At 60.6% G+C, this 13,390-nt stretch carries 13 protein-coding genes and 1 pseudogene; 7 read left to right on the forward strand and 7 right to left on the reverse strand.

Annotated features, from left to right (window positions below; translation table 11 throughout):
• Nucleotides 1-138: 138 nt before the first annotated feature.
• Nucleotides 139-456, forward strand: coding sequence for a hypothetical protein (locus REA38_RS00870; protein ID WP_308884589.1), 318 nt, complete (start codon nt 139-141; stop codon nt 454-456).
• A 45-nt stretch (nt 457-501) separates the two neighbouring features.
• Nucleotides 502-1,569: pseudogene (gene umuC / locus REA38_RS00875) on the forward strand (translesion error-prone DNA polymerase V subunit UmuC); the annotation flags it as partial.
• On the opposite strand, the gene REA38_RS00880 reads toward umuC, so the two are convergent.
• Nucleotides 1,506-2,489, reverse strand: coding sequence for a helix-turn-helix domain-containing protein (locus REA38_RS00880; protein WP_308884591.1), 984 nt, complete (start codon nt 2,487-2,489; stop codon nt 1,506-1,508). The pseudogene umuC and the gene REA38_RS00880 overlap by 64 nt on opposite strands.
• Before the next feature lie 52 nt (nt 2,490-2,541).
• Nucleotides 2,542-3,255 carry a cysteine hydrolase family protein gene (locus REA38_RS00885; RefSeq protein ID WP_060425993.1) on the reverse strand — a complete coding sequence of 238 codons (714 nt, stop codon included), beginning with the start codon at nt 3,253-3,255 and terminating at the stop codon, nt 2,542-2,544.
• 375 nt (nt 3,256-3,630) lie between these two features.
• Here REA38_RS00885 and REA38_RS00890 point away from each other — a divergent pair, with 375 nt between their 5' ends.
• On the forward strand, nt 3,631-4,974 hold the full coding sequence (locus REA38_RS00890; protein WP_033653600.1) for a colicin-like pore-forming protein: 1,344 nt from the start codon (nt 3,631-3,633) through the stop codon (nt 4,972-4,974).
• A gap of 51 nt (nt 4,975-5,025) precedes the next feature.
• Here the strand turns inward: REA38_RS00890 and REA38_RS00895 are convergent, their stop codons facing one another.
• The 5 genes from REA38_RS00895 to REA38_RS00915 all read right to left on the reverse strand — a co-directional run bounded on the left by REA38_RS00895 (nt 5,026) and on the right by REA38_RS00915 (nt 9,852).
• Nucleotides 5,026-5,442: an RbsD/FucU domain-containing protein gene (locus REA38_RS00895; RefSeq protein ID WP_041035686.1), complete on the reverse strand. Its 417-nt coding sequence runs from the start codon at nt 5,440-5,442 to the stop codon at nt 5,026-5,028.
• Between the two features lie 49 nt (nt 5,443-5,491).
• On the reverse strand, nt 5,492-6,253 hold the full coding sequence (locus REA38_RS00900; RefSeq protein ID WP_060423754.1) for an SDR family NAD(P)-dependent oxidoreductase: 762 nt from the start codon (nt 6,251-6,253) through the stop codon (nt 5,492-5,494).
• A 20-nt stretch (nt 6,254-6,273) separates the two neighbouring features.
• Nucleotides 6,274-7,509: an MFS transporter gene (locus tag REA38_RS00905; RefSeq protein WP_197657864.1), complete on the reverse strand. Its 1,236-nt coding sequence runs from the start codon at nt 7,507-7,509 to the stop codon at nt 6,274-6,276.
• Nucleotides 7,510-7,779: 270 nt separating this feature from the next.
• Nucleotides 7,780-8,817, reverse strand: coding sequence for a LacI family DNA-binding transcriptional regulator (locus REA38_RS00910; protein ID WP_308884594.1), 1,038 nt, complete (start codon nt 8,815-8,817; stop codon nt 7,780-7,782).
• Nucleotides 8,818-8,976: 159 nt separating this feature from the next.
• A complete protein-coding gene (locus REA38_RS00915) occupies nt 8,977-9,852 on the reverse strand; it encodes an AraC family transcriptional regulator (RefSeq protein ID WP_308884596.1) in 876 nt (291 codons plus the stop codon).
• 137 nt (nt 9,853-9,989) lie between these two features.
• On the opposite strand from REA38_RS00915, the gene rclC reads away from it, so the two are divergent.
• From rclC to kynA, 4 genes are all read left to right on the forward strand, one after another.
• Nucleotides 9,990-10,562 carry a reactive chlorine resistance membrane protein RclC gene (gene rclC / locus REA38_RS00920; protein WP_308884598.1) on the forward strand — a complete coding sequence of 191 codons (573 nt, stop codon included), beginning with the start codon at nt 9,990-9,992 and terminating at the stop codon, nt 10,560-10,562.
• Nucleotides 10,563-10,597: 35 nt separating this feature from the next.
• The gene (locus REA38_RS00925) at nt 10,598-11,014 is read left to right on the forward strand and encodes a DUF302 domain-containing protein (protein WP_374213765.1); all 417 of its coding nucleotides are present in this window, start codon (nt 10,598-10,600) and stop codon (nt 11,012-11,014) included.
• Nucleotides 11,015-11,051: 37 nt separating this feature from the next.
• Entirely contained in the window at nt 11,052-12,389 is a 1,338-nt protein-coding gene (gene rclA, locus REA38_RS00930; protein ID WP_308884601.1) for a reactive chlorine resistance oxidoreductase RclA, read from the forward strand.
• 147 nt (nt 12,390-12,536) lie between these two features.
• Entirely contained in the window at nt 12,537-13,379 is an 843-nt protein-coding gene (gene kynA / locus REA38_RS00935; protein ID WP_033635042.1) for a tryptophan 2,3-dioxygenase, read from the forward strand.
• The last annotated feature ends 11 nt before the right edge of the window (nt 13,380-13,390 follow it).

Raw genomic sequence — 13,390 nt, forward strand, 5'->3', positions numbered from 1 at the left:
GACAAAATTTTCGAGGGTTCCGGCGTAGAACCCCTATCAGTATAATACGTATACTGGGAAGGCATACGATATGAAAATTGCTACACCAAAACGTAATGATTTGCAGCCAGGTCCATCCATCAAGGAAAATAAAACGCCATGAAAATTCAAGAGCGCGATGGCACTATAGCTGAAGTTTTTGCATTCTATGCCATAGGAGAAGAAAAGATCTTTTATGGTTTACCACCCGGCTATGGTGGACTGCTTGCATATAGGAAAGAGGAAGTTACCATAGTCGACCCTGAAATCACGTGGAGAGCTGTGTTTTTCTCCAACGGTATTTATCACCACTCCTTAATAGAAGATGGATTACTTGAAGGTTTGATCGAAGTAGATGAAGAAAGTTACAAGAAGTTTGTAGCTATCTTGAAGGCTGAGGGATCCATTCGGCAAGATTTTCCTGAGGATTTAGACTAACCTAAAAAACGGCTTTTCGGAGCCGTTTTTTTTCTTGCTTTTGTATTCCACATAAACGCCGATATGTCCCGCCGGGTGATGGATACGCTGGAAGAGATGGCGCCGGCGGTGGAGATCTACTCGCTGGACGAAGCCTTTCTGCGGCTGGACGGCGTGGCGCACTGCGAAGCGCTGGAGCCGTTCGGCCAGCGGGTGCGCGATCGCATCCGGCGCGAGCTGCATTTAACGGTCGGGGTCGGCATTGCGCCGAGCAAAACGCTGGCCAAACTGGCCAACTTCGCCGCCAAGAAATGGCGCGGTACCGGCGGCGTGGTGGATTTATCCGATCCGGCGCGCCAGCGCAAGCTGCTGGCGCTGATCCCGGTGGAAGAGGTATGGGGCGTGGGGCGCCGCCTGACTCGCCAGCTGCAGGCGATGGGCATTCACACCGCGCTGCAGCTGGCGGACTGCGATACCCGGCTGGCGCGTAAAACCTTCAGCGTGGTGCTGGAGCGCACGATACGCGAGCTGCGCGGCGAATCGTGCCTGCGGTGGGAAGATGAGGCGGCCGCCAAAGAGCAGATCATCTGCTCCCGCTCGTTCGGCCAGCGGCTGACGCATTACCCGCACATGCGCGAGGCGATCTGCAGCTACGCCGAACGCGCCGCCGAAAAGCTGCGGCAGGAAAAGCGCTATTGCCGCAACGTGTCGGTGTTTATCAAAACCAGCCCGCATTCGGCGGGCGAGGGGTATTACAGCAATATGGGCACCGCCCGGCTGCAAACGCCGAGCAACGACAGCCGCGACATCATCGCCATGGCGGTGCGCGCGCTGGAAAGCATCTGGCAGGAAGGGCGGCGTTATCTGAAGGGCGGCGTGGTGCTGGGGGACTTCAGCGCCGCCGCCATGGCGCAGATCGATCTGTTCGACGACTGCCCGCCGCGCCGCAACAGCGAGCGGCTGATGGCGACCCTCGATCGCCTGAATCAGGAAGGGCGCGGGCGCGTGTGGTTCGCCGGGCAGGGGATCGTCAAGCCGTGGCAAATGAAGCGCGACATGCTGTCGCCGGCCTACACCACTCGCTTGGCGGACATTCCGGTGGTGCGGCTGTCGCCGCGAAACTCGCGCCGGTAGCGCGAGGGCGAGGTGTTCAGTTGCTTAAGAAAGTGGCGCCGCAATGAGGTGGTAGAGGGAAAGCCGACCTTTTCCGCGATGGTTTCCACCGAGCAGTCGCTTTTTTCCAGCAAACGCTGTGCGGCGATGAGGCGCTGATTCAGCAGCCAAAGCGAAAAGCGGGTGCCGGTGGTTTGCTGAAACCGGCGGGTAAAGCTGCGGCGGCTCATGCAGGCTTTCTGCGCGAGACTATCCAACGACAGCGTCTGATGCAGGTTTTCCATCGCCCAGGCCAGCGCCAAGGAAAAGTTATCCCCCTGGCGGGTATTTTGCACCGGCAGCGCGACATACTGCGATTGTCCGCCTTGCCGGTGAGGGGGCACCACCAACTGGCGCGCCGCCTGCGCCGCCATGTCCGCGCCCCAGCGTTTTCTCACCAGATGCAGGCAGCAATCGATGCCGGCGGCGGTGCCGGCCGACGTCACGACATCCCCTTCATCGAGATACAGCACGTCATTTTCGACGAGCACCGCCGGATAACGTTGCTGAAAGTCCGGCAGCCAGCGCCAGTGGGTAGTGGCCCGGCGATGATTCAGCAGGCCCGCCGCCGCCAGCACGAATGCGCCCATGCAAAGGCCGACGACGGTGGCGCCGGCAGCATGGGCATGGCACAGCGCATCCAGCAGCGCGGGTTCCGGCTGGCGGGCCGGATCGTCCCAACTGGGCACGATCACCATGTTCATGCCGCTCAGCGCGCCGAGCCCAAGGTTGACCACAATGGAAAAACCGGCATTGGTTTTCAGCTCGCCAGGCTCGGCGGCGCACAGGGTCAGTTCGCACAGTGGTGCGCCTGAAGGCGCCAGCACTTTTTCAAACACCGCAAAAGGCACCGAAAGGTGAAAGGGAATGATGCCGTCGAAAACCACAATGCCTATTTTCATCCGCGATAACGCCTCTTGCAGTGCGCGCCGCCGGGGAGCGGCGCGCTGAACCTTATTTGGTCACCGGCAGCGCCAGGATGCCCCCGGTAGTTTTGATTTCCGCGAACACGTCCGCCACCGCGGCCAGCGCCGCCCGCTGCAACACGCGGTGATCGACCACGCCACCCGCGCCGTCGTCCAGATCGCGCGTCGCCGTCGCGTCTTGCGGGATCAACACATCATAGCCGAGCGGCACCGCGTCGCGTGCGGTAGAAGAGATGCACATGTGCGTCATCAAACCGGCCACAATCAGCGTTTTGATGCCCTGCTTCTTCAACTGCGCATCCAGATCGGTGCCGACGAACGCGCTCGGCGTTGCTTTGGTGATCACCGCATCCCCTTTAGCGGGTTGCAGCGCCTGATGGAATTCGGCGTAGACCGAGCCTTCGGCAAACAGCGGGCCGTTGGCCGGCCCCAGATGCCGCACGAAATAGACCGGCATGCCGTTTTTGCGGGCGAACTCAACCAGCTTGTTACTGTTATCCAACACCTTCTGGCCATCCGGGATCACCATTTTGCCGCGAAAGCCGCTGCCTGCGTAATATTCATTCTGGATATCCACCACGATCAGCGCCGTTTTAGCGGCGGCCAGGGCAGTGGTGGCGGGGGCGCCAGACATGGCCCTGATGGTTTTACTATTCACGTTTACGGTCTCCTGAGCCAATGCATTGAAGGAAGCGGCGCCCATCATGGCGGCCAGCAAGGTGGCATGAACCAAAGCTTTCATTTGTATTCTCCTGTTAACGATAAGTTCGGGAGCCATTATTTGCCATCTGCTCATCGTGCAAGAGTAGGGCAGGTGACCACATTCGGTACTTTTGGGCCAACTTCGTGTGCGGCTGTTATCTGAATCGGGATCGGAAGCCGCAGCATATCCCCCCCTCCTGTAAGCGCCTTCTATTTATGACTATCAAGTTTTTCGGTCGTCATATTTCTGCCGTTAACGCCGTTTCTCTTTGTTTAATCTGCCACACAGCCACCATGCATTGTTCTTGTTGCTGTGAATTTCTATAACGGACGGGCAGTTAAAAATTGGTTTGCCGAGAATTACGTCGTGCGTATTTCTCGGCATGTTGATAATAAAGAAATAAGGATTAAGCATATGCCTGGATTTAATTATGGCGGTAAAGGGGATGGAACTAACTGGAGTTCTGAACGTGGTACGGGCCCAGAACCTGGGGGCGGTGATAAGGGCCATTCCGGCGATCGCGGCGGCGCCAGTGTTGGCAACAGCCCGGAACAGCAACAGATAGCGGCGATCCAAAACGATCCGGCGTTGCGCATGAAGCTGGCGGCGGTGATCAAGGCGGCGCGCAGAATCAACCCGGATGCACAATTGCGTATTGAAAGCGTCAGCCCGTCTGGCACGCTGAGCCTTTCTGCCACCGGTCTGACGGCCGATCAGGCTAAGCACATTGGCCTGGGTGGACTGGTGATGGGAGTCAACGCCAAGGGAGGAATGGTGGCGATCGGGGATATCGAAACCGGCCATGCGCGCAAGACCTCAACCCCCGGTAAAGGTGGTAATAATGGCCTGAACGCCGGGCAGATCGGCGCCTCCTCGTTAGGCAGTTTCGTGACAGACTCACACCGCGATCGGCCCGTCAACGGCTGGCATGGTAACGGCAAAAGCGGTGAGTTCTCGACGACCCGCACGACCGGGAGTTATTTCGGCTTTCATCATTTGAAGGTGGAAAAGCAAGCCGGAATGGCGACCTACAGTCTCTACTATAAGGCCAATAAGAACCGGCCCGCGTTTATCGCCGTGGTGAGAGGGGATAATCTGAATGGCATGGAGGTGAAATATGCCAACGGTAAGCCGGTGAAATCTCCAGGCTCGGTAAAAAATATCGTTAAGGAGTTCGTCGAATATCAAAATGCGGAATTAAAAGCGATCAAGGATGGCGTCAGCCTGGCCGCCGGCATCAATAAAGATATCGCGGAAAAGCTCGGCGCGAAATACGCCAAGCTCGCCAAGGATTTGGAGGCAGGAATTCAAGGCAGATATATCCGCAATGTGCAGGATGCGGAAAAAACCTACGAGCAATTAACGAAGGGCTTGAACAAAAAGCTCAAGGCGCAGGATAAAGCGGCGATTGTCGCCTGGTTGAAAAAGATCGATGCGGAACAGTATGCCCGCAATGCGCGGGTATTGGGCAAGGCGTTTACCGGCGTGGATTGGGCGATTAAAGGGGCGGACCTGACAAACGCCGCGATCGAGGGTTTCTCTACCGGCAGTTGGAAAGCGTTCCGTAATCAGCTTGAGGCGCTCGGGTTGTCCATCGGGGCAGGCTACACGCTCTCCGCTATCGCCGCGTTTTTCGCGCCGACGCTGGTGTCGTCGACGGTGGGCATTTTTGCATTCGCTTATCTGTTTGGCTGGGCTACCAGCTATATCGATGCGGCTCTTGCAGGAGAACTGGAAAAACTGATTGTGGATCTGTAACCGCAAGAGGGGGGGAGCCCCCTCTTTTTATCCTATCGACATGTCCCTTTCTCACCCCCCCGGCGCCACCGTCAGCAGCAGGTTGGCGAAGCGGCGCTGTTCGCCGGAGGCGATCACCAGCAGCGTCCGATCCGATTTGACCGCGGCGTAAAACGCCTCGCGCGGCAGATGTTCGACCGGGCACTGCGCCGGCAGTAGCTGTCGGTATTCGGCTTCGATGGTGTTGGTGAAGTCCGGCGGGCAGGCCATCAGCGCCGCGCTTTCCACGTTGATGCAGGCCAGCAGTTTTTCCAGGATCGGCGGGGCGGCGAGCGTGCCGGGCGCCAGGTTCAGATAGACCACGGTGGCGTCTTTCGGCGCGTGCGTCACGCAGGCGTAGTTGCCGTCGGCGATCAGTACCTGGGTTTTATGCCCGCATTGCGCCAGCGCGGCGAGCAGCGGCGGGTGGGTGATGGCGGATTTGATCATAAAGCGATTCCTGAATGAGGGGGCGGCAGCCATGCCGCCCGCGGTTGAATTACATGCGGTAGATGCCGCCGTTGATGTCGAGGGTGGCGCCGGAGATGAAGCCGTCGTATTCCGCCGCCAGGAAGGTGATGGCGCGCGCCACGTCGTCCGGCGTGCCTGCACGGCCCAGCGGGATGGCGCGAACGGTTTCCTCCGCCGATGCCTGGGTGGTGTGGCGATTATGGAAGCGGGTGCCGAGGATCAGGCCGGGCGCCACCGCGTTCACTCGGATGCCATATTCGCCCAGCTCTGCCGCCAGCGAGCGCGTCCAGGTGAGCACCGCGCCCTTGGTGGCGGAATAGACCAGCGAGCCGGAGTGCCCGCCGGCGCGGCCCGCCTGCGACGCCAGGTTGACGATGCTGGCGCCGTTTGCCGCCTTCAGGAACGGCAGTGCGCTCTGGGTCACGTTCAGCATGGTGGTCATGTTCACGTCGATCACGGTTTGCCAGAAGGCGCGGTCGATCTCGCCCAGCCATTTGCGCCCGACGATGCCGCCGACGTTATTGACCAGAATGTCGATGCCGCCGAGAAACTCGGCGCCGGCCGAGACGCAGCGCAGCGTTTCGTCGGTATCGATGAGATCGGCGTAGCCGTAAGCGGCCTTTTGCCCCAATGAATGGGCCAGCGCCACCAGCGCTTTGGGGCCGCTTTCGTCGCTGTGATAGTGAAAATAGATGTCGCAACCGGCCTTGATCAGCCGCTCTGCGGTGGCGCGGCCGATGCCCTGTTCCGCCCCGGTGATAAAGACCTTTTTGCCTGCAAGATCGCCCATGATTGACTCCTTATTGTTCGTTAAGCATTGATGACGCCTTCACGCTGTTTCGCGCAGTAGAAAATGCAGATCAACCCGGTGGCCAGCAGGCACGAGGCCAGGAAAAACAGCCCCGGCGCGCTGCTGCCGGTCAGATCGTTCAATACGCCCACCGCATAAGGCGCGACGAAGCCGCCGATATTGCCGATGCAGCTGACCACCGCGAGCCCGGCGGCCGCGGCCGCGCCGGTGGAAATGTTGGCGGGCATGGATAAAAACGGCGGTACGGCGGTGTAGATGCCGATGGCGGCGATGCACAGGAACGACAGCGCGACGAGCGGATCGTATTTAAAAAATGTCACCGCCCCCATCAGGCCGATAGCGGCGACCACCATGCTGAGGCCGGCGAACACGCCAAGCTTTTTGGTTTTGCTGGCCCACAGGCTCCACGGGTACACCAGCAGCGCGGCCAGCCCGTAGGGAATGAGCGCCAGCAGGCTAACGCGGAAGATATCGCTGCCGGAAAGGGCGGTAATGATCGACGGCAGCCAGGTGCCGAAGCCATAAATGCCGCACACCATGCCGAAGTTGAGCAGTGCGTAGAGCAGGTATTTCTTGTTTTTAATCCCTTTCAGGAAGTCGCCCAGCGTGATTTTAGAACCGGATTTGGAGCGGCTGGCGTTGCTCATCAGCCAGGCCTTTTCCTCCACGTTCAGATAGCCGACGTCCTTGGGCGAGTTCTTGATCAGGAACGGGATCAGCAGGCCGATGACGATCGGCGGCAGCCCTTCGAGGATAAACAGCAGCTGCCAGGGAGCGAACCCGAACCAATCATGCTGAATATTGAGAATAAAGCCGGAAATCGGCGAGCCGACGGCGTTGGACAGCGGCTGGACGATGATGAACATGCCGAGAATTTTGGTGCGGTATTTTTCCGGGAAGAACACCGTGAAGTAATACACCACCGAGGGAAAGAATCCGGCTTCGCACACGCCCAGCATAAAACGGCAGATATACAGCTCCAGCGGCGTGCGTACAAAGCCGAGCAGGGTCGCGAAGATGCCCCAGGAAATTAATATTCTGGCGAACCAGATGCGCGGGCCGAATTTAATGGTGCCGGCGTTGCTGGGTATTTCAAACAGGAAATAGCCGATAAAGAAAATCCCGGAGGCGAAGCCGAAGGCCGAGGCGGTCAGGCCCAGGTTATCTTCCAGCGCTTTGGCGGCGTAGGCCATGTTATTGCGATCGAGAAACGCCAGGAAATACAATAAAATCATGAGGGGGACAATATGCAGCGTCAATTTCCTGATAGCGCTGCGTTCAATATCCTGCGGCTTGCTTATTTTCATTTTGATATTTCCAATGTGGTTAATCGGAATAATAGAGGCCCGGCCCATAACCCTGAGCTGAACGTTAAATAACGGCACGACGCTGATTCATTGAGGCGCGGGCATCCCTTAAGCCCGACGGCCTGTTCCTTTGTTTTGGCTGACACCGATCCGGACGATGCCGCGGCGCATCGCCTGGGGAAGACGCTGTTATTTCAGTTAGCCGGCGGCTTTGACCGAGCGCCGGCTGATGACCGTCGGCGGGAAGAGAAACTCGCCGGGCGGTTGCGCATCATCGTTGATACGGCCGATCAGGCGCTCGACCATCAGCTGCGCCATCTCCGCCAGCGGCGGCCTGACGGACGTCAGCCCCGGTTCGGCCAGGCCGGCCAGCGCGATATTGTCGATGCCGATCACCGAGATGTCTGCGGGCACCTGGACGCCGGTGGCGCGCAGCCCCACCATCAGCCCGATGCCCAGCGCATCGTTAATCGCCACGATGCCGTCCGGGCGCGGCGTCAGCGCGAGCACGCGCGGCGCCAGCGTCAGCCCCAACTCGAACATTTCCGTGTCGCCGTAGGCGCTGTTGGCTTTGCCTTCGATCACCCGTTGGCGTTCGCTCAGGCTGTGCCCCAGCGCACTTAGAAAACCGTCGATCTTGTGGCTGCGCCCGACGGTCAGCGTCGCTTCGGTGGCGAACACAATGTGTCGGCAGCCGCGTTCGAGCAGGTGCTGCGCGGCCAGGCGCCCGGCGGCGATATTGTCCATCGATACGCTGTCGAACAGCCGGGCATCGGTGGCCATCTGCTCGGCGAACGGGCTGTCGTAGCTGACGATCTTCATGCCTCTCTCGGCCGCCCGGACAAAATGGGTCTGGCGAATGTCGCTCGCCGCCACGATGATGCCGCGCACGCCATGCAGGAACATATCGTCGATAAACGCGGCCTCTTCCTGTTCCTGGCGGTAGGCGTTGCCGAGCAAGACGCGGTAGCGATGAGCCCGCGCCGCACCGTCGACCGCATGCGCCAGCGCCGAAAAGCTCGGGTTGACGATCGACGGCAGCAGCAGGCCGATGATCTTCGCCTGCGGTGCGGGCAACGCCGCCGTTCGGGCCGGCCGATACCCCAGGGTTGCCATCGCTTGTTCGATGCGCTCACGGGTCTGCGTGCTCATCTGGTGGCTGCGGTTATTCAGCAGGTTCGACACGCTGCTGATGGACACGCCGGCCAACCGCGCGACATCTCGAATATTTGCCATTTGCCGATACCTTGCTGCCTGCCGTTAGCCTGCAATCTATAAGGGAAGACAGGCGCAGGCAAGCCGCAACCGGGGCGAAACCCGCATGGGATCGCGCATTTGTGAGAGTTGTCAGGCGGCGGCCGAGTTGTTTACTAAACAGTAAGGCGGGGTGGGAGGTTACGCCGGGATCGGGCAAGCGTCCGGCGGCGCATCGGCGGCCTGCTGGCGGAATTTTCCCGGCGTCAGGCCGAAGTGGCGGGTGAAGGCTTTGTGCAGCGCCACCTCCGACGAATAGCCGGCCTGTTCGGCGATACGGCTCAGCGGCAACGCCTGGCGCGCCAGCAGCCGGGCCGCCAGCTGCATGCGGATGGCGGTAAGGGCCTGCAGCGGCGTTTGCTGCGTGACCTGACGAAAGACGCGGGCGAAGTTGGCGCGCGACATATGGGCCTGTTTGCTCAGTTCAACCAGCGTCCAGGGATGTTGCGGGCGGCGCAGCATCTGTTCAACCACGTTGCCCAACTGCGGATGCAGCAACGCGGCGACCAGATTGCCGCTCTGATTTGGCTGGGCCAGCCAGGCGCGGATCGCCAGCGCGAACAGCAGCGCCATGGTCTGGCTGACAATGGCGTTGTGCCCCTGGCTCTGTTGGCTGAACTCATCGCTCAGCAGCTGGCCGGTCGCCTGCAGCAGCGCCAGCCGCCCCTGTTGGCGGCTGTTGAACAGCAAACATTCCGGCAGGCTCGCCAGCAGCGGCGACGCGCTGTGCGGCAAGATTTGTACGCCGCACAGCAGGTGCGTGGCGCTGTCGGCCCTCTCCGGCAGCAGGCGGTGGGCGGAGTTGTGCGGCAAGAACAGCAGGCTGCCTTGCTCGAGCGGTACCGGCCGGCCACCGGGGATCTCCAGCCGACAGCTGCCCGCCAGCACCATGTGCCAGCGGATCTGACTCCACTCTCCGGCGGCATGCGGCGAGCGCCACTCGCCGCTGAAATGGCAATCGCGCGCCACATAACCGCGCATGTCGTTAAGCATCAACAGTTGGCTGAGCGGATCCATTTTGAGACTCCTGGCTAAGAAGCTGATTGTTTCGGCAATGGGCCGGCGTAATGCGAAGCACTAAGATCGGTTCGATAGTGCAGCGATGCGGAGGGCGCCGCTGCGATGCATGAGTTATCAATGACATGGAGCCGGTAATGAAAATACTATTCTTTCTGAGCAAGGGCGACAAGCTGGGATTAACGCTGATTCGCCTCAGTATCGCCATCGTTTTCTTATGGATTGGCCTGCTCAAATTCATCCCTTACGAAGCGGACAGCATCACGCCGTTCGTCGCCAACAGCCCGCTGATGTCGTTTTTCTATGACATGCCGCAGGACTATCAGGCTCACCTGACGCACGAAGGCGAACTGAACCTCTCCGCCCGCGCCTGGCAGCAGGCCAACAATACCTATGGCTTCTCCAACGGCCTGGGCGTGGTGGAGGTGGCGATCGCGCTGCTGGTGCTGGCCAACCCGTTCTCCAAATGGCTGGGGCTATTGGGCGGCATACTCTCCTTTTGCACGCCGCTGGTGACGCTGACCTTTTTGATCACCACCCCGGAGGCCTGGGTGCCCGCGCTGGGCGATGCGCATCACGGTTTCCCTTATCTCTCCGGCGCCGGGCGCCTGGTGCTGAAGGACACCCTGATGTTGGCGGGCGCGGTGATGATCATGGCGGATTCGGCGCGCAGTTTGCTCGAGAAACAGTGGCGGGGGAAGGTCGCATGAGCGTCATGAACCGGGCCGTGGCCGGCAGCCTGATGATGCTGGCCTGTTCTGCCGTGGCGGAGGGGACGATGGGGCAAGAAACCCGAACGGTAGAGAGCGCCTACGCTTATCAGCAAACGCGTCAGCGCATTATCAGCACGGCCGAGCAGAAGGGCGTGACGCTGTTCGCCGAGTTCGATCACGCGAAAGCGGCGCGTGAGCATCATCTGACGATGCCGCCCACCACGGTGCTGGTGCTGGGCAACCCGCTGGCGGGCACGCCGCTGATGCTGGCGCGGCCGGCGTTGGCGCTGGATCTGCCGTTCAGGGTGCTGATTGCGCAAGACGAACGGGGCAAAACGCAGGTCAGCTACCACCCGGCGGAAAGTCTGAAGCGGAGCGCTGGGGCCGACGAACGACAGATCGAGGCGCTGAGGCCGCTGGAGCGGTTAGTTGAGGCCGCAATACGCTGATTGACCGGCGATGAACATCATGAGACGAGGCGACACAATGTACGATTATCAGGCGATTATCATCGGTTTTGGCAAGGCCGGCAAAACGCTGGCGGCCTTTCTGGCCGGGCAGGGATGGCGCGTGGCGATGGTGGAGGCGTCGGCGCAGATGTATGGCGGCACCTGCATCAACATCGGCTGCATCCCGACCAAAACGCTGGTGCACGATGCCGAGCTTCACGGGCCGGGCGAACAGGCGTTCAGCCAGGCGATGGCGCGCAAGCGGCAGGTGACCGGCCTGCTGCGGGAGAAAAACTATCAAAACCTGGCGGGGCTTGAACAGGTTACGGTGATCGACGGACGGGCGGAGTTTATCGATCCGCATCGCATCAGCGTGCAGGGCGCGGCGGGAACGCAGGTGCTGAGCGGCGAGCGCATCTTCATCAACACCGGGGCCGTCAGCCGCTGGCCGGCGATCGACGGGTTGGATCGCTCGCAGCGGAGTTACGACAGCACCGGCCTGCTGCAGTTGACGCAGCGGCCCGCGCGGTTGGGCATTATTGGCGGCGGTTATATCGGGCTGGAGTTCGCTTCGATGTTCGCGCAGTTCGGCAGCGCCGTGACGGTATTCGAAGAGGCGGATGCGTTGCTCGGCCGGGAAGACCGCGATATGGCGCAGGCGATACAGCAAATCCTGAGCGACGCCGGGGTCAGCTTCACGTTTAACGCCGGCGTGAAGCAGGTGCGCGATGTGGAAGGGGGCGTTGAGGTGGTGCATCAGGGCGGCGTGCAGTCGTTCGATGCGCTGCTGGTGGCGGCCGGGCGCGCGCCAAACACCGCAGGTTTGCAGTTGGTGCGCGCTGGCGTTGAGACGGATGAGCGCGGCGCCGTGCGGGTGGACACGCAGCTGCGCAGTAGCGTGCCGCATATTTGGGCGCTGGGGGACGTCAACGGCGGGCCGCAGTTTACCTATATCTCGCTGGACGATTTCCGCATTGTGCGCGACAGCCTGTTCGGCGCGGGTAAACGCAGCACGGCCGATCGCGGCGCAGTGCCTTACTCGGTGTTCATCACCCCCAGCTTCTCGCGCATCGGCCTCAGCGAAGATCAGGCCCGGCAGCAGGGGCGCGACATTAAGGTCGCCACGCTGCCGGCGGCGGCGATCCCGCGCGCCCGCGTGCTGGGCGACACGCGCGGCCTGCTGAAGGCGGTGGTCGATGCGCAGACCGGCCAGATCCTCGGCGTGGCGCTGCTGTGCCGCGATGCCCACGAGATGATCAACATCGTCAAAACGGCGATGGACGCCGGGCTGCCCTATACCCGGCTGCGCGATCAGCTGTTCACCCATCCGACCATGAGCGAGTCGCTCAACGACCTGTTTGGGCTGATAGGGTAAAGCGGGGCGAGAGGGGCGGCGCAGATGAGTGAGATCTGCGAAGCACCTCTCGTTTATCGCCCTTCGGGGCGGCGGGTTCTGTACTATTGTTTTCTCTTTGCGGCACGTTCCAGGCCGATGGGGCGCTGGGCGCAACGGAGATCACAGATGAACAAACGGGAATTAGAAAGCGCGATTGTCACCGATTTTTCCAAACGCATGAGCTACGGCGACTACCTGTGCCTGGACCAACTGCTGGACTGCCAGCACCCGCTCTCCAACCCGCCGCATCATGATGAAATGCTGTTCGTGATACAGCACCAAACCTCCGAGCTGTGGATGAAGTTGATGCTGCATGAGCTGCAGGCGGCGCTGCGGCTGGTGCAGCAGGACAAACTCAGCCACTGCTTCAAAATCCTCGCGCGCGTCAAACAGATCCAGCGGCTGTTGTTCGAACAGTGGGCGGTGCTGGAAACGCTGACGCCGTCGGAGTACGTCGAGTTTCGCGACGTGCTGGGCAGCTCGTCGGGCTTCCAGTCGCACCAATATCGCTCGATCGAGTTCCTGCTCGGCAACAAGAATGCGGCGATGCTGGCGGTGTTCAGCAGCGACGCGGAAAAACACGCCGCGTTGAAGGCGATCCTCGAAGCGCCAAGCCTGTACGACGAATACTTGCTGTACCTGGCGCGCCACGGCCTGCCGATCCCGCAGGAGTGCCTCGAGCGCGACTGGACGCAGCCCTACCAGCGCAACCCGGATCTGCTGCCGGCGTTCAAAGTGATCTACGACAACCCGCAAACCTACTGGGAAGCTTATGAAATGGCGGAGAAGCTGGTGGATATCGAAGAGAGCTTCCACCTGTGGCGCTTCCGCCATATGAAAACGGTGGAGCGGATTATCGGCTTTAAGTCGGGCACCGGCGGTTCCAGCGGCGTCAGCTTCCTGAAAAAGGCGTTGGATCTGACCTTTTTCCCCGAGCTGCTGGACGTGCGCACCGAAATCGGCGCCTGAGACAATGTGAG

The organism is Serratia sp. MF1(2023), from assembly GCF_030954545.1.
Classification (GTDB): domain Bacteria; phylum Pseudomonadota; class Gammaproteobacteria; order Enterobacterales; family Enterobacteriaceae; genus Serratia; species Serratia sarumanii.